The sequence below is a fragment of the Vibrio sp. vnigr-6D03 genome (genome assembly GCF_002835515.1).
GTDB classification, from domain to species: Bacteria; Pseudomonadota; Gammaproteobacteria; order Enterobacterales; family Vibrionaceae; genus Vibrio; species Vibrio penaeicida.
In genome coordinates this window covers 51,431-75,554 of the sequence record NZ_PIZL01000001.1, presented here as the reverse complement: position 1 = coordinate 75,554, position 24,124 = coordinate 51,431, and the positions used below count along the sequence as shown (strand labels likewise).

Sequence of the window (24,124 nt, the reverse complement as noted above, 5' to 3'; positions counted from 1 at the left end):
GATAGACCAATCCAGATCCATATATATCGCTATTCGTGAGCAGATCTTTGAAGCGTTAGAAGCCGAAGCGGTGACCACATTAACGAAAAGCCAACTCAGCAAACAATTAGCGAACGCCATAGATGTACTGATCGAACGTCAGAACCTATCGGTTGCGACTATTGTTCGCGAAGAGTTTGTGAAAAGCCTAGTTGATGAATTGCACGGGTTAGGACCATTGCAAACGCTTATGGATGACGAATCCATCAGTGACATCATGATCAATGGCCACAAAGACGTGTTTATTGAACGAGGTGGGCTTGTAGAAAAATCGCCAGTCACGTTTATCGATGAAACCCAGTTGCTTAATATCGCCAAGCGTATTGCGTCACGCGTGGGTCGCCGAGTGGACGATTCTTCTCCGACGTGTGATGCGCGATTGGAAGACGGAAGCCGAGTCAATATTGTTATTCCACCTATCGCTATTGACGGCACGTCGATTTCCATTCGTAAATTTAAGAAACAGAGCATTGGCTTAGAACAACTTGCTGGCTTTGGTGCAATGAGCGCAGAAATGGCAAAGCTTCTGATGATTGCTTCGCGTTGCCGACTCAACATTTTGATTTCTGGTGGTACGGGTTCGGGTAAAACTACCATGCTGAATGCGCTGTCTCAGTTTATTTCTGAGAAAGAGCGCATCGTAACCATCGAGGATGCGGCTGAACTTAAAATGATGCAGCCGCACGTAGTCAGGCTCGAAACGCGAAAAGCCGGTATTGAAGGAACAGGGGAGATTGATCAGCGAGGGTTGGTGATTAACTCTTTACGTATGCGCCCCGATAGAATCATCGTGGGTGAGTGTCGTGGTGGTGAAGCGTTTGAAATGCTTCAAGCGATGAATACAGGGCACGACGGTTCCATGTCCACGTTACACGCCAACACCCCACGCGATGCCCTTGCTCGTGTTGAAGCTATGGTGATGATGGCAACCAACAACCTGCCACTGGAAGCTATCCGTCGCACCATTGTCAGTGCCGTAGATTTGGTTATCCAAATCAGCCGATTACACGACGGAAGCCGTAAAGTGATGAGCATTTCCGAAGTTGTTGGTTTGGAAGGCAGCAGTGTTGTTCTCGAAGAAATTTTTCGCTTTCAAGCCGCTGGTGAACATGCCGACGATGGGAAAATCAAAGGCAATTTCATCACTGCTGGCTTGATGCAACGTTCTGTTTTGGTGGAAAAGGCGCGATTTTTTGGCCTAGAAAGCCAACTGAACGAAGCCTTTCAACTAGGGCAACAGTCATGATCTATTGGATAACGCTTTTGGTTGGTGGGGTATGTATTATCCTGCTCAATCGTAACCAAACGTCTAAATCCAATCCATATTTGGAAGAATTAAACCAAACCATTTTGGTCTCTTCCATGGATGGTGATAAGCAGGCGGTCAACCTAAATTCATTAACCAACGAATCCATCTCAGAAAAGCTTCGCCGCTACGTAAAAACAACGCGTAGGCAGCTTGGTGCCTTACCTGAAATTAAAGCGATATGCTTTTGTATCGTATTGGTTCTGGCCGGTTTGTATTTCAATCAAAACTTTGTTCGTGGCAATCAATTGATTGTGATTGCCGTTGTTGAAGTGGTAGGGATTGCGTTTGGTCTCCATTGGCTGCAAAAGAGAGAGCGGAACCAGTTTGAAGATTCTTTCCCTGACGCACTCAACATGTTAGCCAGTGCGGTTAGTGCGGGTGAAAGTATCATGCACGCCATCTCTTTTGTGGGTAAGAACTTAGAAGGGGAAGTGGGCAGAGAGTTCAAAGTGATGGGGGAGAGGCTACAGCTTGGAGAATCGCCAGACACGGTTTTTGCCAAGTCGTGTAACCGTTTTCCGTATCCGTCGTTCTACTTCTTCGTTATTACCTTGCGTGCCAACATGCAACGTGGTGGTCAATTAAAAGACATCATTATGCGCCTCAACCGGCTGATGTTCGATGCGCGAGCAATTGAAAAGAAGAAGTTTGCCCTGACATCCGAGGCACGAACGTCCGCCAAAATTGTTGCAGCAATTCCATTTATCTTCATTTTGATGCTCAAGTACATGAACCCTGAAAACTACGAGTTTGTCATGTTCAACCCAGAGGGACGCCCCATTCTCTATTACGTACTGGGTAGCGAATTTATTGGGATCACCATTGTTTGGATGCTCATGAAGGCGGTGAAATGATGTTGAATTCTCAGCTTGAGCTTTTTCTGTTTCTCTCTTTGATTGTGTTTGGTTTGGCGTTTTCTGCTTACGCCCTATATAGCCATTTCGATAAATCCAAGCGAATGAAACACTTTACGACCATTGACGAACCTTTAGCGAAGAAGCCGTTATTTGTAGAGCTATTAGACAAGGTCGAATCTCTTTTTTCTAAAAGCGATAACGATGTTGCCGACAAATTTTATGCGGCAGGTTTTTATCATTTCAAATACGCAAACCTCTATATTCCAGCCAAATTTACCCTATTAATTGGTGGGGCTGCTGGTTTTTATTTCCTATCGAGGCATCTAGGTTGGGAACAAAATTCAGGCTTTATCGCCATAGGGGTATGGGTTGTATTTTGTTTGATCGCACCAGATGCGTATCTCAATTCCAGAATGAAAGCGCTAAGAGGGAAATTGTCGAGTCAACTCCCTTACTTACTTGATTTGTTAGCCGTTTGCGTTCAAACCGGTATGACGATTGAAGCCGCCATGACGTACTTATCGAAAGAAATGTCTGGCTTCGATAAAGACTTAGCCCAGTTGCTGAAAAACACCAATGACCGTTCACGCATTGTTGGCTTAGATAAAGCGCTCGATGAGCTGTACGACCAAGTACCGACCAACGAAATGCGCAGCTTTACCATGACGTTAAAGCAAAGCCTGCATTACGGTACATCTATCTACGGTGTTCTCACGACATTAGCGGCCGATATCCGCGATGTCACCATGCTTTCGATGGAAGAAAAAATCGGCAAGCTTGCCGCCAAAATGTCGGTTCCCCTAATCCTATTTATTATGATGCCAGTGGTAATTCTGATTGCCGCACCTGGTGTGATGAGGATGATGTCCAATGTTTAAAAAATCCTTTGCTCGTGTTTGCCACCATAGCCGTGTAACGGTGTGTCTATTGGCTATTTCCGTGTTGTCTGGATGTGCTACCCAGCCCGAGCCAACGTCACTGATTGAAGAAGAAACGCTGCTTATACAGTCGGGAAACCATGAAAAATTGGTGGAGTACTATAAAGCGCAACTTTCCAAGAGTGAAAACCGTCAAACGCGCATGAAATTAGCGCTGGCTTACTTAAATTCTGGTGATCCGGAATCGGCACTTTTCTTTGTTTCGCCGCTAAACATGGGGCAAGAAGCCCATGCAGAACCTCTTCTTATCGAAGCGAAAAGCCTCTATTCCCTCGGTCAGTTTCGTAAAGCAAAAACTCAGGCATTAAAAGCTTATGAGTTGAAGCCTAACAACGCTGAAATAGAGAACTTGTTGGGCATGATTTGCGCGGCAAATTCTGATTTGGAAGAAGCAAGGCAGTATTTTACGTCTGCAAGGACCAACTTGTACGACGACATCAAAATTAAGAACAATCTGGCTGTTTTAAACATCGTTGAAGGTCATTACCAAAAAGCGGTGCAACTGCTATTGCCTATCTATTTAAAAGGCAAAGCGGACAAACAGATAGAAGCCAACTTAACGTTAGCCATGGCAAAGATTGGCAACGTTTCTTACATCAAGGATATGTCGAAGGGCGAGCTATCGGATCAAGAAATATTCGAGCGCTACCGTGCGCTAAAAGACAGCAAGGCTATCGGAGAATTTAAGGCGGATGACGTCAAGGTGAACGATGCCAAGGTGATTGATTCCAAGATGAGCCATACCAAGACGAGTGAAATAAGTCATGAAGGGTAGCAAGAAGCGAATACGAGGCGTTGCGTCTATCGAGTTTGCTCTTGGTTTCATGGCGTTTTGGATGATGTGCATGTTCTGGGTGGAGGTGAGTTACATGTCCTTTGTTTCTGCTGTCACTGATATCACGATTTCGGAAGCCGCGAGAGAATCCAAAAAGAGCGAACAGAGCTACGATAAAGTTTTCCAGAATGTCATCAATAAAAGCGGCAGTGTGTGGGGAAAAGTGATCGACCAATCCAAGTTGCGAATGTCTGTTCAGTATTTGGCATCCGTTAGTGATTTAGAGCGTCATAAAACCCCTTGTAAGATCCCCAAAAACACCCCACTGGCTACGTGCGGGAAAGAGAACAACAGTGCCATTGCCGTGTATCGATTGGATTATGAATTCTCGCCAATCTTCACTTTGTTTATGGACAATAGCTCGCTGTTTCGTCGGGAAGTCATTGTTATTCAGGAATACGAACGTGACAAATTTAAAATTTAGACAGAAAGGTAACTTTTCTGTGGAGTTTGCCATTGTTGGTGCTTTTGTTTCTTTGTTATTGGTGTTTAGTGCTGATGTGATTTTAAAGATATCGGCAAAAGGGAAGCTCGATAGGCTTTCTTACTCCTTGGTAAACGTCTTGAAAGAGCGTACGCAGCTATACGGAAACAACTACAAAATCACCCGTTCTGAAGCGAGTGCCATTGTCACTATTGGTCGAAATTCCTTGAGTCGCACCATGGGAAATTTCAATGAAAACCAATTTGGGGCGCTAATAGAAGAGCTGACTTTTAAAGGCATTAAGAAACCGAACCCATTAAAAAGATATGCCATCGGTGGGCAGGTTTGTAACGTCGCGCAACCACTTAGTGAACTCTCTCATTTGTCTGTCGTCACCTCGTGGGAACGTCAGGCGACGTTGTATCGCATTACCCTATGTTACGAAACGGACAATTGGTTTGGTTCGATTATTGGCGACAGTTTTACTACGGTGAGTTCGTCTTCCGTCATGCTGGGTCGTTAAACCTCAATATTGGAAACAGTGAATGAAAACTCATTTTCTCTGTGCTGGCTTGCTCACTCTGTTGGCCACAACAAACGCATACTCTTCCGAAACCTACATCTTTATAGACGGAAGCAATGATACTCAAAAAAACTGGGTGGAAAATCTTAACTCTTTATTTCTTCAAGAAGATTTGGAGACAAAAGAGATTGTTATTGTTGATATTTCGGACAGTCAGCAAACATTTACGGGTGAATTTGATTACATCCATGATCGTGATGGTGTCTATATGGCGACGTATCTTCCGCGCCGGATTCCAGAAGTGATCGAAACTCAGCACACTTTTAACTCTCATTCTAAGCTCGAAGATTTTGCGGCCAAGTTGCTGAAAAAGATCGATAGCAATACCAAGGAAAAATAATCATGACACAACTTCTTACGCCTATCTTTGCCGCGACCATTTTGTCCATTTCGTCCCTAGCTGCGAATGCAACTGAACGTGAAACTCACGCGTTAAATTTCTACTGTGGTGGAGAGAACATTGAGTACGAGAAAAAGATTGAAGTTGGGCAGGGAACGCGGGTAGCGATCAATCAGGGGCCTTTCTATCAAATAGAACAGCTAGACCAAGAGCCTGCGACTCAAGCATTTATTACCCAACAAATTGTGTCTAGCGGCATTGATAAAGAGTGCAGTGAATATTTGCTGACCAATAGTACATTGCAATTCGTGAATGAATCTCAGGTAATTGCTCGGGTATTCTTTGGTTTTGATCAGTCTAAATTGACGCAAAAGTCGCGCTATATTCTGAATACCATCGCCAAACAGATCTCAACAAGCCAAGGTAACTTGGTCGTAGAAGGACACACCGACAACATAGGCGGTGAAAGCTACAACATGACATTAGGTTTGAAACGTTCTGAAACCGTTGCAGAGTACCTCGAAAACCAAGGTGTTGATAAGTCTTTGTTAACCTTGACGTCTAAAGGCGAAACTAAGCCTGTTCAAAGCAACCAATCTGACAATGGCAGAGCGTTGAATCGACGTGTCGAAATTAAGCAATAATTGCTTTCATCTGTAAATCGCCCCATACATCACTCCAATCAATACGAGTCAGTTATGCGTTCATCATTACAACAACAGCGCGGTCACGCGGCTATTTTATTTGCGATTGCCCTTCCTGCTCTTTTTGGGCTGTTTGTGCTTGCGACAGACGGCGCTTATGCTTTGCAAGCCAAAGCGCGAATTGATAACGCGACGGAAGTGGCTGCTTTGGCATTGAGTGCAAAAGACGCAAGTAATAAAGACAGTGCAGGAGCCGGAAGTGGGAGTGTTGTTAATCGCAAGATCGCTACCGATTATATTGGCGCATACATGGGGGATAGCACCAAAGTTAAAAACCTCAGGATCACGCGTTTGGAATGCGAGCAAATTCCAGAGTGCAAAGCAGGAATAAAAAAAGGCGAACAGAGGTACATCCAATTTAATGTGAGAGCGGATTATGATCATGCCACTTTCTTCACAAGTGGCGATCCCGCAAGTGGGTTTGATGGCAAAGTCACCGTGAGCAGCGCTGCTACATCACAAAAGTTTGAAGGGGACGCCGTAGACATTATTTATGCAGCGGATTTCTCGGATTCAATGAACAGAGGTTGGAGCGGCGGTAATAAATCAAAAGTGGAAGATTTGAAAGACATCATTGTAGAGGTGAATCAAAAGCTCAAAGATTACAATGATAAAAACAACCGGAAGTATGTGAACACGGTTGGCATTATCCCTTTTAGATCTGCCATTAAAGCCAAAATTCGCGGAACTAATCGATATTGCGAAATGAGTCAGCTTGTTAGAAAAAGCAAACACTATTCTTGGGCAAGCTTAAGACCGAATGAAATCAACTATTCGAAAACAGCCAAACAAATTTTTGTCGAGAAAGGCAGTTCGAATTGTGTTCACCAGCCGAATTGGGCGCGTGATAAAGAAGTTAAGCTGACAAAGGATTTCAAAGATTTTAATTCTAAGTTAAGTGGTTTTGTTGCCTATTGGGGGACCGCTTCTTATCAAGCCATTATTCGGGGTGCGCAATTATTGAAAGAGGGCAAAAATGCTAGGCGTTTAATCATTGTCCTTTCAGATGGTGCTGATTCCAACATAGCCAATATCAGCAACGCGGCGGTTCATCAGAAGCTGGTTGATTTAGGTTACTGTAATACCATCCGAAAAGAGCTTTCTAAAGGAAAAACAAAGGACGGTAGAAAGATTAAAGCAAAAATAGCCGCCATTGGTTTTGCGTACGATGCTGAGAAAAACCGAGCCCTTAAAGAGTGTGTTGGTGCCGACAATCTCTATAAAGCCGAGAATAAAGCGGAAATAAAGAGTAAAATCCTCGACTTGATTACAGAGGAAATCGGACACCTTAAATAAGGAACTTTATGAAAACCGTTTTGATCACAGGCTTTGAACCCTTTGGTGGAGCCTCGATAAACCCAGCTTTGGAAGCAGTTAAGCAACTGGAGGGGCGGGAACTCAGTGAGGGGCGAATCGTTATCTGTGCGGTTCCTGTTGTGAGATACGAATCGGTCGACATGGTGAAGCAGGCTATTCAAGCACATAATCCAGACATTGTTATCACGGTTGGACAAGCCGCGGGGCGGGATGCCATCACACCGGAAAGGGTAGCAATTAACGTCGATGACTTCCGCATTCCAGATAATGAAGGGCTGCAGCCGATAGACGAACCCGTGGTGGCAGAAGGGCCCGATGCGTACTTTTCTACTCTTCCTATTAAAGCAATATGCCAAGTTTTGAATGAAAATGGCGTACCAGCGAAGGTATCGAATACAGCAGGAACGTACGTTTGTAATCATCTCTTCTATGGGGTTCAGCACTTCCTTTCTGAGTCGAATATCCGCCATGGCTTTGTTCATATCCCACTCCTGCCTGAGCAAGCGGAAGAATTAAAAATGCCCGGCATGCCTTTGGATACGATTGTTGAAGGTTTAGCGCATATGGCGCAAGTGTGCATAGACAATACTCGGGACATTAAAGTGTCGGAAGGAACGATTTGCTAGCTGGCCTGTGAACCTTTCAATCTTTCAAGCAGAAGCTAACGCGTCCGTCATTTGATAGAAAATAGAAAAGCCAGCTGCTCTCAGCTGGCTTTTGTGTATCTAAGCATGGTGCTTAGATAGAGCGCTAGAACGCTTTTGCTATTGAGCATAAAGCGCCAACATCAAGCGAATCGTTGTCGCAAAGTGTTAGCAATGATGAGAGAAACTCATTTGCAATCAGATTCGCCACTTCTTCACTGATTTCAGTGGAGTCAAAGAAGAGGTTAAACGACATCGCATGCCCCGATGTCACTGACATGATGATTTGATGGCTTGTGCCACTTACGGTACCTAACCGCTCCAAGGTTAAGTTTTTCGTTTTGGGGTGTAATGGTTGTATCTCATGCCCCAATTGGTTATTAAAAACAAACAACGTTCCGCTACGAGTGGTGGGCACCCATTCTTCATCGTATTCATTTAAATCAAGAAAACCATATTCCAATCGTTCTGCACTGGATTCTGCAATCTGCGACAGCGCTCTTGATACGTCGCCATTAACATTAATGCGCAGTGGTGGAGTAGCAGAAAAGACACCCATCATGCGGTCAATATCAAGAATACTGGATGGTCTCTTTGCGAGAGTCGTATTAAATACGATGTCTTTTTTCCCTGTCGCTTTACTTAGGGTGTGCGCCCAGCCAAGCTGACATAATTGGTTGGTGGTGACACTATGTTCCCGTGCCCTTGCGATGATCTGACCGCTTTCCATATCAGTAAGCTGCATGCTGATATTTTGCATGCGAATGGGGTTATCACACAGCGAATCTGCTGATCGAGGTAGGCGCAGATTTTTTGGTGCACCTTTTAGGTAGTTTCGCCAAAACGCTCGTGCTTTGCTGTCGTTCTGATAGTCGTGAATGTAATGAACAAAAGGTTCAAAACTAAATGGTGTCACATCGGGTTCACGCCCTAACAGTAAGGACTCGTAGTCTCTCATTACTTCAGCGAGGAATGACTGCATAGACCACTGGTCGAAAAGCACTTGGTGATAGGTCAAGATCATGGCATGTTCATCACTGCCGAAGTTACCCAGCCACAAGCGCATCAAAGGTGAGGACACTTCACTGATTTCACGCCTTCTTTCTATCACGAGATGTTGCGTCATTTCTGCATCTTTGTCTTTTTCAGAAACACCAGTGCAGTCTTCATATTTTATCGGCATCTTGCTGTTTTCTGGCACGATGACTAAGGGCTTGCCTTTTTCAAAGGAGTCACAAAATACGGCCCGCAAAATATCATGACGTTTCAGCGCAATATCCCAAGCTTGCTGAAAAGCACTTGTGTTTAATGTGCCGGATAATTGGAAATATTCCTGACCAATTTGGAAATCGCGATTGATTCTATTGGAGTAAAGAAGTGCACGTTGAGCGTGCGTTGCTGGATAAATAGCACTGAGAGACCCCAGTTTGCTTTCTATGGTTTCAATATGCTGCTGATTTAATGTCACGTTTTTTAAATCAGAAGGCGTTAATGTGTTCGGGGTTTCTGTGTCGGTACAGTGGGCGACAATTGTTCTGACTTCATCGGCAAAATTCGACATCAATGAAGTTAGGTTGATCTGCAAGCTAGTGACTTCAAACTGAATGCGGAGTTTGCCTTCCAAAATCCAGCACACCACTTCCATCTCTCTAAGTGGTTTGTTTCTCTCTCCAACCATATAGCCAAGGTTACAGAGCTCCATATTCCACTTGTTTGGATTGTCGGATATAGAATTGTATTGCCCTAAGTATTTGAAACTTATGGAAGCATTTAACCGACTTTGTAGGCGACGACGAACTCCACTGTCTGGGTGATGATACGCAAGGTGAAGATAGTTTGAACCCTCTTCAGGAACGCTTCGGAAGCTTTCCTTCACGTTTTTAATTTGCTGGCTGAGATCGGTTTTTGTTGAGGGCAGTTTTAATGGAAAAATACTGGTAAACCAACCAATGGTATCGTCCACTTTTACATTGCTCGCGAGTTCTTGCCGACCACACCCTCTCATCAGAACTTCGGTATTCTCGCCTCTTTCAATCAGTATGTTAGAAAGCGCAGTGAGGAGTAATTCCCGAGGGCTGGTTCGGTAGGGCGTGTTTGCATTAGATAACAGCTGTGCCGTGACACGTTCATCCACCGTAATGGTTTCAACACGAGATTGAACATTAGGGCGGCATTTGGGGCTGAAGCTGTCACTTTTAAGCCAGTACGCTGTTTCATTTTTGCAAATTCGTTCTAACTGAGCATTTAAACTTTGTGTGAAAATTTGCGCACCGGAGTAGTTGGGCAGTTTGGTATCACAGCCTCCATCGTACAGTGCTTGAAGATCTCTAGCGATGACGTGCCAAGAGGCTGAGTCAACGATTAGGTGATGGGCACACAAGTACAGATAGATAGTGCTTTCGTTTCTAATACGATAAAGCACGGCTTTGAACATAACGCCTGCACCGGATTCTAGGTCGAACGTTTCATTAAGACTCGCCAAGTAAATGTCGAGCTCTTCGTAATTAGCGAACGATTCCTCTGCGAAAGAAAACAAATCTTCATGCGTATCGATGAGTTCTTGTTTACCCGTTTCGAACGTTTTGTTGAATCGAGCTCGGAATATGTCATGGTGTTCTGTTAATCGTATGAGTGCTTGCTCCATACGAGCACAAGAAACGTCGGCTGGCAGTGAAAGTGTAACCGCATCATTGTAGTGGTTTGGCTGCATGAAGTTTTGTTCAAAAAACCATTGCTGCGCGGGTAATAGGTCAATGAAGCCTGTTGTTTCTCCCCGAACGATTTGTGTGGGTGCTTCATGCTTTATGTGTTCTGACATTTCTGAAAAAACGGTGTGTTTCATTATATCTATGGTGTCGAGTTTCATGCCGATAGACTCCATTTCAACGGATAGTGTTATAGCAGAGACTGAATCTCCACCTCTGCTTACAAAGTCGTCCTTTATGGATAAAGAGTTCAGTTGTAAGACAGAGCATGCCTTCGACAAAAGCTGTCTCTGGATGCTAGTAAGGTGACGCAAATCATCATCAAATTCTGTAGTAGGGATAGGTAAAGCCTTTCGATCGACTTGGCCATTGTGTGTCAGTGGCAAAGCGTCGAGTTGCACCAAAAACGCTGGCTGCATATACGTAGGGAGTATGTTTTCAAGAAGCGTTTTGATTGAACTAGGCGGAATTGGAGAGTGAGCAACGTAATAGCCCGCCAATACCTTTCTGTTTTCTTGTGGGAGTAGAGTGGCAACCGCTGAAGCGATGCCTTCTATTCTCTCCATCGCGGCTTGGATATCATTCAGATTGAAGCGGTGTTCTTTGTACTTTATTTCTTCATCTTTTCTACCGCTGAAGTACAGGTAGCCATCTTGTCCCCAGTAGGCGTGATCACCGGTTTTGTAGACTCGAACACCGCGTACATTCAGTTCCTCTATATCCGTGACCATGAAGCGAGACATGGTGAGTTGAGGAGCGCCTAAGTACCCGTTTGCAAGTCCACTGCCGCCAATGAGAATTTCTCCCGTGACGCCTTTTGGCACCAATCTGCCTTTTTTATCAACTAAGTAAACGCAAGTATTGTCACAGACTTTCCCTATCGGAATTCGTTGTTGTTCTGCATGGTGAGGCTTGCATATCAAAGCGGTAGCGTAGACGGACGTTTCTGCGGGTCCGTACAGATTGATGATATTGGGAATATTGGTGTTCAAAGCTTTGGAAACGGCATTAACCGAAACGGCATCTCCACTAAAGACGAGTGTACTAATGCCCTGAAAGAGGTCGTCTGGGCAAGACTGGATATACCGTTCCATCAACCCCGTTGTTAGATAAAGGTGATCAATTTTATGAGCGTTGATAATGGATTTCAGTTTATCGGGGTAGTGGGTTGTGCGTCTTGCTGATACCACCAATGTTTTCCCGTGAGTCAGAGCTGTCCAGAGTTGTAATGTGGCGGCATCAAAGGCTTCATTCGTAGAGAGAAGAATTCGCTCCCCGATGGGTATGGTGGTTGAATTGATGATACGGCTGAGCAGAGCTTCATGTGAAAGAGCGATACCGGTTGGTGAATCTATCGCGCCAGAAGTAAAAATAAATTGGCTTATATTGCTCGTAGGAAACGAATCGGGGAAGGGCAGGCTGACCGCTTCTAAATCGTCCTCAATCGGAGAAGTCCACGATTGCGTTTTGTTGTGCCTATCAAGGTGTACGCTATGTTCACCTAAAATCGTCATTGGACACAGCTGCCCGACAATCACTCGTCTACGCTCGTCCGATTCTTCCCTATCGAGGCATGTATAAGGCAGCCCCACATATTGAGTGGCGACGATAGCAATAACCGTTTCAGACAAGCTATCCAAGTCAATAGCAACGGGCTTTCCCCAATGGTTGGACGCTCGAAATTGGTTAAAATAGCGAACGTATGCGGCAATGCCTTGATGGAGTTCTCGGTATGTGTATTTACGTTGGGAAACATCATCAATAAGCGCGATATTGTCTGGTGTTTCAGCTATCCATCTGTGTACGTGCTTAGCCAATGAAACATTAGAAACAGTTTGTTCAGTTTTGTTTTGTTGTTTGAAGAATTGATGCTCGTGTTCTAGCAAGAGGGACGCACTACCAACAGGTTTGTCCATTGAAGCCATGACCTGATGGAGCAGGTGTTCAAAGCGCTGCAAAAAGTTTTCAAATATCCCACTTTCAAACTGAGCTTTAACGTAGTCGAATCGAAAGCTGAAATGAGACTCGCTGGAATCACAAAAGAGCAATTGAATACTCGTGTTAAGCTCCAATAACTCGTAGTTGAAGGTGAGAGTAACTCCGTCTGAAAGTTCAAAATTATCGTTGATACCCATTGTCGAGCCGAAGGCTACGTTGGTCGGTTCTTTTATTTCTGTTTCAGAAGACTCATTCAGCTTGTTGATCAGATCTCGGTAGGGGAGTGCTTTATAGGACTGAGCTGCTTGGTTGAACGATCTTATCTCATCAAAATACGCTTCAAAAGATTGGTTTTCTTCAAGGTCATAAACATCGAGGCGAGTGTTAACAAAGCAACCGAGAGTTTGCCTCGATTCTTTATCTCTCATATCCATAGGTGAAGTCACACCAATGAGGTGCTGATCCGCTAATCGACCAACAAGCAAGGCGTACACGGCTTTGAAGAATAAGTGAGGTGTAAAGTTGTTTTCTCGACAAAATGCCTTAATTTCGTCGCTAAACCCAGAAGATAGGGAAAGAATACTGGTTTGAGTCAGCCGACTGGTCGTTCTTGATAAGACAGGGAAATTAGCCGTTAGAGAACGAGAGAGGACTTTTTGCTCCCAAATTTTGCAGGCATCGTCCTTTTTGTCTTCTGCTAAATGAAGGCATTGGCATGGGCAGTTAACATCCAATTCAATATCGCAATCCATACAATTGGTTTTAGTTTGCCTTTGATATTCATTCTTAATGACGTCGAGAAACAGCGTAAAACCTGTACCATCTAACGCTATTTGGTGGCACATGGTGATAACCTTGAATGAGTTATCAGCTAACTTCAGTACGCAGGCTTTATATAGCCTTCCTTCACAAGGATCGATTTTGTTGAAATAGTAGTGGTCTAATACGATTCGGTATTCAGCATTAGGATCCCGTTTATTCGTGAAATCATAAAACTCAATGCTGATTGGTGAAGAGATGTGAGTTTTATAGAGCTTGTTATTTTTTAGCTGATAATGGCAATGAAAATTCTGAGCTTGGAAAGCCGTACGTATCGATTCAATCAAAGCCTGCTGGTCTACGTCGCCATGCAAATCGAATGTAACAAACGAGTTGGAAAGCATGTTGCTCCGTTCGTTCTGTGCCTCAATGAAGACATTCAGCTCGTATGGTGTTGCAATCGATTTCATGCGTAGCTCCCTTTAAGTGACAAATTGAAGAACTTAATGAGAAATTTCGCGACGCCATCGTTTGCGTTGCTCTGTGTAAATAAAGGATTAGGGAGGCGGCGAGGTAAATCCGACATGGCATTTTGCATTACAATGCCTAGCGCAGCTGTTTTTAATATGGATTCGTCACTCATACCGTCACCAAATGCTATCGTTTCTTTTTCTAGGTCGATGCCCTTCAACGATAAATGCCGATCAGCGGCAGTGGCTTTTGTTACGTATTTCGGGCTGATTTCAATTGAGTGATCAGCCGATAGGGTAATTTCACATTCATTTTCGAAAAGGCTTCTAAGTTTTCTTTCTACTTCTTTAGCGTCATGAGAGGTGGATACAAGAAGCTTATTTGCTCTTAGAGAAAGAAGATGTTTTGGTCGGTGAAGAAAATAAGGGAATTGGAACTTTGAAGAATAGGCACTGACGTTGTGACTGACTTCGCTGACGTGCCAGCCATCTGTATCAAATACGCTTACATGAGTATTTGGACCAGACAGAAACCTTAAGAGTTGTTGGTAAGTCGAATGAGGAAAAGTTATGTTTTGTGCGTAAGCCAATTCATTCGTTTGTGCTTCTAACGCACCGTTGCAGCCTAATATCGTTGGGGAGAAATCAAGAGGCTTTAGTTGCTGGAAAACATTTCTCGGGTGCCTCCCCGTTGTTAATATAACTTCAATGCCACTGACATAAAGCCTAGTTAAAATACAGCTTGTATAGTCTGTAATTTCCCCCGCCGGATCTAGTAATGTGCCGTCTAGATCCGTAACTATCGCTTTAATTGTGTTGCCGTTAACGATCATAATAATAAACCTGTAGATATAGTTATCCTTCGCCAGTTGCAATGTATGCATAGCGGTGGTGGTCATTGACCTTATAATTTTGTAATCCCAATTAGGATTAAATTAATACGTGGCTTGTTATTTAACTCGTGAACCAAATTGGAAATTATTCGAGCTGCAAAATAAATATTTGTAATTACTTGATTTAATAAGGTTTTTTATGCACTTAATTTCGTAGTGCTTTTTATTTCAGGAGATAGTAATCATATTTTTTGCTGAAAAAAATCCCTAAATGATACTCTGTATAACTTGGCTCAATAATGGGAATAATGAACATGTAATTCCAATAAATGAGTATTTAAAGCTATTTTCATTAGAGAGATTATTTATACAGTCTTGCATTCAGCATTTGATGGTGCTCTTATAAAGCTATAATTATTTGACCTATATCTTGAAAGTTATTTCTTATTTAGCTCGATTTCATTCTCTTAATGTTTTCCTACACTGAAAGGCTCATAAATTTTAAATTCAACACCCTACAATGAATGTTTTTACGTAATACATTGATTTTTAATTTAATTATCCGGTCATTCTCTCGGCTTTTAAAGTCGATTAATGCGCTAACTTATTGTGAATAAAGCGGGCGTTGTTTTTTTCTTTGAAAAACCAATAATAATTTATGATATTAGACTCATATTATCTCTTAAATAAAGAAATGCATGGTGGGTTTTAAGAAATTGGAACAGATGCACGTAATGTTTTTCTTACATTCAATTTGGCATTAAATTGATTGAAGGGAGGTCATAATGATATTGAGGAAGCGAAAAAAAGACACCTTTTCGGTGTCTTTTGGTATTTTTCATAGGTTAAGTAACCTAAAAGCGTAGTAGTTATGCTTAAGCTAGCTGCTTGAACATGTATCTTTAAGGCTAAGCCTGAGAAGTTTCTGAAGACATATCCGCTTTGGCTGTTTGGTTGTACACCTTTTCATCTAACTCGCCTTCGCTTTTGCCAACAAGCGTTGAAACCATAAGGTCGCCACACACGTTTACGCTTGTGCGTGCCATGTCTAGAATACGGTCGATACCCGCGACAATAGCGAGGCCTTCAAGCGGCAGCCCTACAGTTGTGAGTACGAGTGAAAGCATAATCAATCCCGCTCCAGGAACCCCTGCCGTACCAATAGACGCCAGAGTTGAAGTTAAGATGATCAACAGGTAATCGGAGGTTTCTAGTGTGACACCAAACGCCTGAGCGATAAATAAAGCACAAACACCTTGATAGAGTGCTGTGCCATCCATGTTGATTGTCGCCCCCAAAGGTAAAACAAAGCTGGATACGCTCTTTGAAACGCCAAGTTCTTCCTGTGCAGATTTAATTGTGGCTGGCAAAGTACCAGAGCTGCTCGTGGTGGTGAATGCAACGGTTGCTGGGTTAACAATGCCTTTCAAGTACTGAATAGGGCTCAATCTGCCTACAACGGTAATCAAGCCACTGTAGAACACGACCACATGAATAATACAGCCAATGTAAACAGCCAATATGACCTTTCCTAATGGCAGCAATACATCTAATCCATATTTTCCGGCGACCCAAGCCATAAGACCAAAAATACCAAAAGGAGCAAGCTTCATAACTAACGAGGTAAGCTTATACATTCCTTCTGCCAAGCTCTCGAATACTCGAATAGCAGGTTCACCTTTTTCACCTATCAAAGTAAGAGAGACACCAAGCCCAATAGCAAAGGTAATAATTTGCAGAATATTTCCAGAGGCCAGTGCATCGACTGGGTTTTTGGGGATAATGTTAAGCAGCGTTTGGACCAATGATGGTGAATCTTTTGCCGCACTTACCGCCTCGGTTGCGGTGATATTGATCCCTGCACCAGGAGTAAGAAGGGTAGCAAGCGCCAACCCGATCGAGATTGCAATCGCGGTTGTCGAGAGATAGAGGATAACGGCCTTTCCGCCAATTCGACCCATCTTATTTGTGTCTTTCATTGATGTAATACCTACAATCAATGAACAGAATACAAGTGGCACGATTAGCATTTTGATCAAATTAATGAATAGAGTACCGATAGGTTTTAAAACTTCAGCACTTGGCCCAAAAATTGCGCCAACTGCTACCCCGGCAACCATTCCGATCACAATTTGTTTCCACAGGCTTAATCCTGATGAGCCGTTGTTTGTCGTTGTATTCGACATGTATATTCCTTGTCCTAAAAAGTCGTTTTATATTGTTATATACCCAAGTATTTTGAGATTACTTGGGTATTTGGGTAGAAACCCATTACTCACAGTGGCGAGCTCAAAGTGTGAGCCCAATAGCATATGAGTAAATCGTAATGCAAATGAGATGCAGTGATATCTGTACCATAATTTATAATTCACGTATTTATGTATTTAGTGGAAACATGCTGTGAATCTAATAATTTATAAAGATTTATTGCATTAGAATTAAGTGAAATAAAGTGGTTTTAAAATAATCAGGTTGAGGTCACCCAGGTATATTTGGATATATTTAACGCATGTTAGAAAAATTTGAACATATCCTTCGGAGTTAATGGGTATACATAATGGGTAAGGTCAATCAAACTAGCGTCCGTGACCTTTAGATGTATCGCTTAGTGATTTTTTTCGGAGCACCAATTAGTTAGCTAATTAGGTAATTAAGTTGTTGGATAGGTAGTTAGGAGAACCATATGTTTCACGCTCACGTTTATTTTGGTTTGAACAACCTTGCGAAAGCGGATGCTTTACGTAAGAAAATAAGAAAGGAACGCCAAGATGTGGTTGCCGTTTTTGAGTTGGTAGAGAGGCTCGTTGGTCCTCATAAGATGCCAATGTTTGAAATTCATTTTAAAGATGATAGCGATGGATTTATCGATTGGCTTGATAAAGAACGTGGAGATATGCCAGTTCTGATTCATCCTGTTAGTAATGAGCACTTACTTGACCATACTGAACGAGCCATATGGTTGGGAAGAGAGCTCGGTGTTTTTGAAGAAACACTATCGCATTAGAAGCTCGGCGATTGCCGAGCCTGCCTTGTTTCTTTAAACAGCCCTGTTTCTTTGACCTATCTTGAGCGGCTCTTTTCGAGGATATTCGCCAACTTTGACGCTAACTCATCAACTTTATCAGGCATGCTAGGTGCAAGGTTTTTGAGTTGCCCTATATCATCATGTAAATCGTAAAGTTGTGGTTTGGATGTATTCCCTTTTTCGTTGCCAGTGTATTGGCAAACAAAGTCGTCATCATGCGAGGGAATATAGGCGTATTGTTTGTCTCGGTACACTTTCTTGTATTGCATACCTTCTAACACCATATCGTTTCGACCTTCTTGTGTTTTGCCTGTTAGCGCATCGAGTAAGTTATGGCTGTCTGGGGCTTCCATCTCTGAAAGCGGCTGCCCTGTAAGGGCGGCGAAGGTTGCGTATAAGTCGACTTGGTTGATCAGTGCCTCTGAATTTCCCTTATCAATGCCATTTGGCCAGCGAACAATAAAAGGGACTCTTGTCCCCCCTTCAAATAAGCTGTATTTCCCGCCTCGCAGAGGCCCCGCCATTTTATGATGACCGTTCAATTTCACCGCATCATCTTTATAACCGTCATTCAAAACAGGGCCGTTATCGCTAGAGAAGATAACGATGGTGTCGTCCTTTAAATTCAATTCATCTAATTTATCGAGAACCTGTCCGATGCACCAATCCATTTCGACTATTACATCGCCACGCACACCATGTGGGGTAGAGCCTCGAAATTTAGGGTTTGGAATACGTGGAACATGTGGCTGGTGTAGGGCATAGAATAAGAAAAAAGGCTCATTTTGGTTTTTTTCTATAAAGGAAATGGCTTTATTTGCGAACACTTCCCCCATTGTTTCGTCATTCCAAATGGCAGATTGACCGCCTTTCATATGCCCGATACGGCTGACACCATTTATAATAGTGCCATCGTGCCCGTGATCGTACATTACATCCAAAAGTTCGGGGTTCTCTCTCCCCGTTGGAATACCTTCATACGCTTTATCCCAATCGTAAGTGACTTCGATAGGATCGTTAGGGTCTAAATTTTCGACTTCTCGATTATCGATATACACACATGGCACGCGGTCGTTGGTAGCAGCCATAATGTAAGATTCATCAAATCCCACATCATTTGGCGTGCCGTCAATCGGCTGGTTAAAGTTCAAATCTCCATTCCCCAAACCTAAATGCCATTTCCCAACGATGCCGGTTTGATAGCCCGCCTTTTGGAACATTCTTGGCATGGTATCGTCAAGCTTACCAATGATTTGTGGGGCATCTCCGGGGAGAACGGCCGCGTCTGGGTTCCGCCATGGGTAAGACCCAGTAAGTAAACTGTAGCGAGAGGGGGTACATGTTGCAGCAGTGGCGTAACCTTGATGAAACTTTAAACCTTCTTCAGCCAGCTTATCGAGGTTGGGGGTTGGGATTTCATTTGCGCCGTAGCAACTAATGTCGCCAAATCCGAGGTCGTCGGCGTACATAATAATGACGTTAGGGTTGGCTTTCTCAGTCATGGTTGTTCCTGCAAGTGTTAGAAGTAAGGGACGGGTAGTTCAGAAGTTCTGGCAAAATAACAAGCTCCGCCCATGGGTCTTGAATTCGCTCTAGCTCAAATGCCAGCATTTTGAGCAGTTTCTTTTCTCTTGTTTCCCCAGACATAAACGAAAGGGGGCTAAGTTGATAGGGATCGTTTCGGTTATCAAAAAATAGAATGCCTTCTAATTGGTAGTTACGATTAATGGTTAACGTGAGGCTGTAGCGGTCTGTTTTTATGCCGCGTGCGATGGGGAAGTAGCTGGTGACATTGCCTTCTGCGTTTGTATTTCCATCGACATTCTTGATGTAGAGAGCGTGACGATTGGGCTGTGATTCTGGTTGAGATTCCTGTTGGGTAAGGTACGGAGCGAGGTTATGACCATGCAGTGATTTTGGCGTGTTGGTTTCAAGCCCTAAAAGCCCCAGTACTGTTGGCATAATATCTGGGCTACTCAAAAACAGATCACTGACTTGTGTGTCTGATTGGAACGGGTGCTTTATCAAAAAGGGCACATTAAACGCTTCGTTGTAGAGCGTGTTTTTCGCATCGTTTAACCCATGTGAGCAGAGCGTTTCTCCATGATCAGAAGTAAATACGATGAGCGTATTTTCCCACTCTCCGCTGTCTTTTAACGCTGTTAAAATTCGCCCAAACTCTCGGTCTACACCTGTCACGTTCGCAAAGTAAAAAGGGGCAGCAGCGGATTTTGGCATTTTACAATCGGCGTTATCTCGAACCAGTAGTGCGTCGTTAGGGCTTGATGCGTATAGGTTTAAGTCCTCGCTAGTACAATCCTCTAGTGAAGAATAGGGACTGTGCGGCGGATTCATTGATACAAATAAAGCGAAGGGTTTCCGCACGTCGCGTTGATTTTCGTTGTTGTTCAAATAAGCGATCGCTTTGTCGGCTTCATGCTTGGCAGACCATTCTTTGGGTTCATGGCGCTTGCCCTGATTATCGTAATAATGCGGGTTTTTGTGCTCATCGAACGTGCCATAGCCATACCAATAATCGATGCCATGCCGTCTATCCGGTTCAGTGTAAGAGTCCCAAGCTGGGTTATTAGGGTCGACAAATTGCCCGTTGTTTTCAGGGTCGTTCGCTGTCGGAAAATCCAAATGCCACTTGCCAATGTACCCCACGTTATAACCGGAGTGTGCAAGCACATCCGTAAAGCAAACTGCATCTTTAGGTAGATCTGAATTTAACCGGCCAGAGTGGCAATTAAGCGGTACGCCACTTTTGTTGGGGTACATGCCCGTTAGCAGACTCCCCCGATGTGGGCTGCACAATGGGCAGTTACTTACCGCGTTGGAGACTACGGTAGCTTGTTTGACGAAGTTATCGATATTGGGTGTCAGCACTGGATCAGCCATGCCAGGTAACAATGATCGAAAAGGTTCTTGTTGCCAAAACCCCATAGCCATCTGGCGAAATTGATCAGGGAAAACATAAAGTAGATTAGGACGACGCACAATTACCCCGCGGTATACAAATAAATCGGTGCCCAAACATGTCAGTACAAACCAGCGAGCACAAAAATGTACTGAGATAATAATTTGAAATGACGTTTTAAAAATTTACAAAGATCACATTTATCGATAAATCAAAAAGGCGTTTCAAAAAATATATTGTATTTTGTTAGGTAATTAGTCGCTGAATAACTGATTTCGGGCATATGCCTAATCAAGCCAGAGAAAACAATGAATGTACTGAGCACAGCCATAAAGAGCCCGCATCCGCTGCGAATAGAAACACACAAACCTAAAGCAGCCAGACCTTTTCATGTGCTGAGCAAGCCTATCGGACCGCTGTGTAATCTCGACTGTGAGTACTGCTTCTATTTAGACAAAACGGAATACTATCCAGGTCAAAATCGCTTTGATATGACGGATACGGCATTAGAAACACACGTCAAAAATTACATCGACAGCCAGCCTTTGGGTTGCAAAGAAGTGGTGTTCGGCTGGCAAGGTGGGGAACCAACCATGCGAGGCATTGAGTTTTTTGAACGTGCGGTCGCGTTTCAAAAAAAGCATTCGCGTAAAGGGATGATCATCAGTAATACGATACAAACGAATGGTGTGCTTATTGATGAACGCTGGGCGTGCTTTTTAAAAGAAAATGATTTCTTGGTAGGCGTCAGTTTGGATGGCGATGAAGTGCTTCATGACCATTTCAGGAAAACACGCAGTGGCAAAGGATCATACAAACAAGTGGTTCACGGGCTAAAAACCCTTCTTAAATATGGTGTTGAAACCAATGTACTCACCGTTGTTCAAAGTGACAATGCGCAGCATCCACAACGGGTATACGAACACATAACCAGCCTAGGTGTTCAATTCATTCAATTTATTCCAGTGGTTGAGGCCGAAAAAGGCACAGGGATTTCTCATCGTAGCGTCAGTGCTGAACAATTTGGGTGCTTCATGATTGAAGTGTTTGAAGTTTGGCGAAAGCGAGATTTAGGGCGAGTGTTTGTAAGCCACTTCGATAACGCACTCGGAATGGAGTTAGGAATGCCGTCCACTAACTGCGTACATTCCCCTCAATGTGGTGAAAACTTGGTTATGGAACACAATGGGGATGTTTACAGCTGCGACCACTTCGTCTATCCAGAATTCAAACTTGGGAATTTGAATCGACGTGATTATCCCGACTTGATTGAAACCCCAGTCCAACAATCATTTGCTAAAAGAAAGCCCGTAGGTACAGCGTTGCACTGCGTGAACTGCTCCCAAAGAGATTTATGCTATGGCGCATGCCCTGCTCAACGGATTGATGAAGTGGGTGAATTGTCCATTACCGCTAAACATCGATTGTGTGAAGGTTACTTTGCATTCTTTTCCCATATTCGCCCTTATTTGAAAGCCATGGGGGCATGCTTAAAACGCGGTTGGAGCCCCGTTCATTACGTCAGATTTTTGTTGTCAGATAAGCGAACCAGTTAATGATGCCTCTATCAAAAATGTGAACCTATCCAACTATCAGATATAAAAATGAAACGTAGTTTTGATCTGAATAGCATAAAAATGAAAAAGCGTTTTAAAAATGGATTTCGATGGGTTTTAATCTGACTTAAAGATGAGATACACCCACTGCATAGCACGTTAATTAGCGCAGTAAGAGGACGAACATGGGCATTCAGTTAGCACAATGGCTACCAGAAGATTCAACATTTACTAGCAGAGATAACGCATTGAATGTGGTTAATTTTTTGCTCGGTAAACAGTCTATTCTGAATGCGGAAAACAGAGAGTGTAACCCACAACTAAGTTGTGTGGCACATTATAACGATGAAGCGGCTTCAGTAGAACATATTGCCCGATTAATGTGGGGTGCAGTTCCTGCGAACAATGAAATCAAACGCGAAAATGAGGCGTTAAGGCTTGCTCTATTAAGTGGTATTTCAGGCGAAAATGAAAACGCTTGGTCAAACCTAGTGAACTACGATCAGAAAATTGTCGAGATGAGTTCATTCGCTGTTGCGATTGTCGATGCGCCAGAGACATATTGGGATCCTCTTTCTGATGCTGAAAAGCAAGCATTAATAGATTGGATGACGCCAGTTCAAGAACTGCATATTCCGCCTAACAATTGGCGCTGGTTTCGAGTACTGATTGTGTTTGCGTTAGAGCGAGTAGGCGTCGACATTCAGCGCAACAAGCTGCAACAAGATTTGGACTTTATTGATAGCCACTATATGGGACAGGGCTGGTACCAAGATGGTGAAGCCGCCGTCATGGATTATTACAACCCGTTTGCATTTCATTTTTATGGTCTTGTTTACGCTCGTTGGATCCGTGATACCCACTTAGACGAAAGCGAGAAATACGTCAATCGAGCGGTCGAGTTTGCGCAAAGCTACCAATATTGGTTTGGTGAAAATGGCGCTCAGCTGTGTTACGGGCGCTCACTAAATTATCGATTTGCCGGAGCAGGCTTTTGGTCTGAATTAGCATGGTTTGAACCGAAAGGGATCGCCATGTCCTCTCTTAAATCGCATTGGGTTTCCTCTATGCGCTGGTGGGCTAGGCAACCGATATGGAGCCAAGATGGGCAACTTTTATCGGGCTTTGCCTACCCAAACTTATTAGCCAGTGAGTTTTACACTAGCCCAGTTTCTCCTTTATTGGCGCTCAAGGCCTTTTCAGCGCTCAGATTAAGTGAAGATCACGCATTTTGGCAGGCAGAAAACCAACCATTAGAAAAGAGCCTTAAGCCAACTTGGGTATGTGACCAACATTTTCTTTGGCGTGATGGAGGCTGCTATTTGCTGACGAATGCGCCACCAAGTGGCGAGTTAAGACATTGCTACGATAAGTATTCAAAATTTGCATACAGTTCCGATCACGGCTTATGTGTTGAGAGTGAACAGTGGATAGCGCAAGGTTTTGCAGGCGACAACATGCTGGCTTTTCAGCACCCAGAAACCCAATCATGGCACGCTAGAACTAAGAATGAAGAAGCGTGGCGCGAAGGCGAAAAGCTGGTGTCTGTTTGGTCGCCTTTTAAAGGCATTCGAGTGGTCACGACTCAGTGGTTGAATGAAACGGGTAATGAAACACGTGAGCATAACATTCAATGCGAATCCGATTTTAACTACGTGATGACAGGCCATGCCGTTGATATTTGGACGCCGTGGTTCAGCCACTTAGAACGAAAGCCTGCAAGGATCGAATCCGAACGCTTGTTCAGTGAAATTATTTTGGAACATGGGGAAGGCGACACCGCTGTTTATCCGTGTGCTCCAAACACCAATTTGTTGTACGCCCATGCCAGTGTTCCCGCTGTATCCGGGAAAGTAAGAAAAGGCAGCTCCACCCTCAAAGCGCTTATTTTGGCTGGGCGTACAACATCCATCCCTGAAAATTGATTT

Annotated in this window: 18 protein-coding genes; 13 read left to right on the top strand and 5 right to left on the bottom strand. The window is 43.6% G+C overall.

The genetic code is table 11. The annotated features are described in order from the left end of the window. The first annotated feature begins 1 nt into the window (after position 1). From CW749_RS00310 to pcp, 10 genes are read left to right on the top strand one after another with little or no spacing between them, the layout of a single operon-like run. Positions 2 to 1,285, top strand: coding sequence for a CpaF family protein (locus CW749_RS00310; protein WP_101110571.1), 1,284 nt, complete (start codon positions 2 to 4; stop codon positions 1,283 to 1,285). Continuing rightward, on the top strand, positions 1,282 to 2,202 hold the full coding sequence (locus CW749_RS00305; protein WP_101109888.1) for a type II secretion system F family protein: 921 nt from the start codon (positions 1,282 to 1,284) through the stop codon (positions 2,200 to 2,202). The genes CW749_RS00310 and CW749_RS00305 overlap by 4 nt, the downstream gene beginning before the upstream one ends. Further along, the gene (locus CW749_RS00300; protein ID WP_101109887.1) at positions 2,199 to 3,083 is read left to right on the top strand and encodes a type II secretion system F family protein; all 885 of its coding nucleotides are present in this window, start codon (positions 2,199 to 2,201) and stop codon (positions 3,081 to 3,083) included. Before CW749_RS00305 ends, CW749_RS00300 begins: the two co-directional genes overlap by 4 nt. After that, entirely contained in the window at positions 3,076 to 3,918 is an 843-nt protein-coding gene (locus CW749_RS00295; protein ID WP_101109886.1) for a tetratricopeptide repeat protein, read from the top strand. Before CW749_RS00300 ends, CW749_RS00295 begins: the two co-directional genes overlap by 8 nt. Beyond that, a complete protein-coding gene (locus CW749_RS00290; RefSeq protein WP_101109885.1) occupies positions 3,908 to 4,402 on the top strand; it encodes a TadE family protein in 495 nt (164 codons plus the stop codon). The genes CW749_RS00295 and CW749_RS00290 overlap by 11 nt, the downstream gene beginning before the upstream one ends. Further along, positions 4,383 to 4,925 carry a tight adherence pilus pseudopilin TadF gene (gene tadF, locus CW749_RS00285; RefSeq protein WP_101109884.1) on the top strand — a complete coding sequence of 181 codons (543 nt, stop codon included), beginning with the start codon at positions 4,383 to 4,385 and terminating at the stop codon, positions 4,923 to 4,925. The genes CW749_RS00290 and tadF overlap by 20 nt, the downstream gene beginning before the upstream one ends. Before the next feature lie 22 nt (positions 4,926 to 4,947). Then, positions 4,948 to 5,325, top strand: a complete 378-nt coding sequence (locus CW749_RS00280) for a hypothetical protein (RefSeq protein WP_101109883.1) — start codon at positions 4,948 to 4,950, stop codon at positions 5,323 to 5,325. A 2-nt stretch (positions 5,326 to 5,327) separates the two neighbouring features. Continuing rightward, the gene (locus CW749_RS00275) at positions 5,328 to 5,969 is read left to right on the top strand and encodes an OmpA family protein (RefSeq protein WP_004409274.1); all 642 of its coding nucleotides are present in this window, start codon (positions 5,328 to 5,330) and stop codon (positions 5,967 to 5,969) included. 54 nt (positions 5,970 to 6,023) lie between these two features. Further along, positions 6,024 to 7,325 (top strand): TadE/TadG family type IV pilus assembly protein, encoded by a 1,302-nt coding sequence (locus tag CW749_RS00270; RefSeq protein WP_101109882.1) that lies wholly within the window; start codon positions 6,024 to 6,026, stop codon positions 7,323 to 7,325. An 8-nt stretch (positions 7,326 to 7,333) separates the two neighbouring features. After that, the gene (gene pcp / locus CW749_RS00265) at positions 7,334 to 7,972 is read left to right on the top strand and encodes a pyroglutamyl-peptidase I (protein WP_101109881.1); all 639 of its coding nucleotides are present in this window, start codon (positions 7,334 to 7,336) and stop codon (positions 7,970 to 7,972) included. Positions 7,973 to 8,096: 124 nt separating this feature from the next. Here the strand turns inward: pcp and CW749_RS00260 are convergent, their stop codons facing one another. The 3 genes from CW749_RS00260 to CW749_RS00250 all read right to left on the bottom strand — a co-directional run bounded on the left by CW749_RS00260 (position 8,097) and on the right by CW749_RS00250 (position 16,881). Next, a complete protein-coding gene (locus CW749_RS00260; RefSeq protein WP_101109880.1) occupies positions 8,097 to 13,862 on the bottom strand; it encodes a condensation domain-containing protein in 5,766 nt (1,921 codons plus the stop codon). Further along, positions 13,859 to 14,695 carry an HAD-IIB family hydrolase gene (locus CW749_RS00255; protein WP_101109879.1) on the bottom strand — a complete coding sequence of 279 codons (837 nt, stop codon included), beginning with the start codon at positions 14,693 to 14,695 and terminating at the stop codon, positions 13,859 to 13,861. Before CW749_RS00255 ends, CW749_RS00260 begins: the two co-directional genes overlap by 4 nt. Before the next feature lie 908 nt (positions 14,696 to 15,603). Then, positions 15,604 to 16,881, bottom strand: a complete 1,278-nt coding sequence (locus CW749_RS00250; protein ID WP_101109878.1) for a dicarboxylate/amino acid:cation symporter — start codon at positions 16,879 to 16,881, stop codon at positions 15,604 to 15,606. Between the two features lie 497 nt (positions 16,882 to 17,378). On the opposite strand from CW749_RS00250, the gene CW749_RS00245 reads away from it, so the two are divergent. Next, the gene (locus CW749_RS00245) at positions 17,379 to 17,699 is read left to right on the top strand and encodes a DOPA 4,5-dioxygenase family protein (RefSeq protein WP_101109877.1); all 321 of its coding nucleotides are present in this window, start codon (positions 17,379 to 17,381) and stop codon (positions 17,697 to 17,699) included. Between the two features lie 56 nt (positions 17,700 to 17,755). Here the strand turns inward: CW749_RS00245 and CW749_RS00240 are convergent, their stop codons facing one another. Both CW749_RS00240 and CW749_RS00235 read right to left on the bottom strand, forming a co-directional pair. Next, positions 17,756 to 19,222, bottom strand: coding sequence for an arylsulfatase (locus tag CW749_RS00240; RefSeq protein WP_101109876.1), 1,467 nt, complete (start codon positions 19,220 to 19,222; stop codon positions 17,756 to 17,758). Next, positions 19,215 to 20,720 (bottom strand): sulfatase, encoded by a 1,506-nt coding sequence (locus CW749_RS00235; protein ID WP_101110569.1) that lies wholly within the window; start codon positions 20,718 to 20,720, stop codon positions 19,215 to 19,217. Before CW749_RS00235 ends, CW749_RS00240 begins: the two co-directional genes overlap by 8 nt. 228 nt (positions 20,721 to 20,948) lie before the next feature. On the opposite strand from CW749_RS00235, the gene CW749_RS00230 reads away from it, so the two are divergent. Together CW749_RS00230 and CW749_RS00225 are read left to right on the top strand one after the other, a co-directional pair. Next, positions 20,949 to 22,196, top strand: a complete 1,248-nt coding sequence (locus CW749_RS00230; RefSeq protein WP_101109875.1) for an anaerobic sulfatase maturase — start codon at positions 20,949 to 20,951, stop codon at positions 22,194 to 22,196. A 185-nt stretch (positions 22,197 to 22,381) separates the two neighbouring features. Continuing rightward, a complete protein-coding gene (locus CW749_RS00225) occupies positions 22,382 to 24,121 on the top strand; it encodes a DUF2264 domain-containing protein (protein WP_101109874.1) in 1,740 nt (579 codons plus the stop codon). The last annotated feature ends 3 nt before the right edge of the window (positions 24,122 to 24,124 follow it).

Bases quoted from the DNA above. Each gene is read 5' to 3' on its own strand.
- CW749_RS00305 (WP_101109888.1), top strand. From the start codon at position 1,282: ATGATCTATTGGATAACGCTTTTGGTTGGTGGGGTATGTATTATCCTG.
- CW749_RS00300 (WP_101109887.1), top strand. From the start codon at position 2,199: ATGATGTTGAATTCTCAGCTTGAGCTTTTTCTGTTTCTCTCTTTGATT.
- CW749_RS00270 (WP_101109882.1), top strand. From the start codon at position 6,024: ATGCGTTCATCATTACAACAACAGCGCGGTCACGCGGCTATTTTATTT.
- CW749_RS00290 (WP_101109885.1), top strand. From the start codon at position 3,908: ATGAAGGGTAGCAAGAAGCGAATACGAGGCGTTGCGTCTATCGAGTTT.
- CW749_RS00245 (WP_101109877.1), top strand. From the start codon at position 17,379: ATGTTTCACGCTCACGTTTATTTTGGTTTGAACAACCTTGCGAAAGCG.
- CW749_RS00240 (WP_101109876.1), bottom strand. From the start codon at position 19,222: ATGACTGAGAAAGCCAACCCTAACGTCATTATTATGTACGCCGACGAC.
- CW749_RS00225 (WP_101109874.1), top strand. From the start codon at position 22,382: ATGGGCATTCAGTTAGCACAATGGCTACCAGAAGATTCAACATTTACT.
- CW749_RS00255 (WP_101109879.1), bottom strand. From the start codon at position 14,695: ATGATCGTTAACGGCAACACAATTAAAGCGATAGTTACGGATCTAGAC.
- CW749_RS00280 (WP_101109883.1), top strand. From the start codon at position 4,948: ATGAAAACTCATTTTCTCTGTGCTGGCTTGCTCACTCTGTTGGCCACA.
- CW749_RS00250 (WP_101109878.1), bottom strand. From the start codon at position 16,881: ATGTCGAATACAACGACAAACAACGGCTCATCAGGATTAAGCCTGTGG.
- CW749_RS00230 (WP_101109875.1), top strand. From the start codon at position 20,949: ATGAATGTACTGAGCACAGCCATAAAGAGCCCGCATCCGCTGCGAATA.
- CW749_RS00275 (WP_004409274.1), top strand. From the start codon at position 5,328: ATGACACAACTTCTTACGCCTATCTTTGCCGCGACCATTTTGTCCATT.
- CW749_RS00295 (WP_101109886.1), top strand. From the start codon at position 3,076: ATGTTTAAAAAATCCTTTGCTCGTGTTTGCCACCATAGCCGTGTAACG.
- CW749_RS00260 (WP_101109880.1), bottom strand. From the start codon at position 13,862: ATGAAATCGATTGCAACACCATACGAGCTGAATGTCTTCATTGAGGCA.
- pcp (WP_101109881.1), top strand. From the start codon at position 7,334: ATGAAAACCGTTTTGATCACAGGCTTTGAACCCTTTGGTGGAGCCTCG.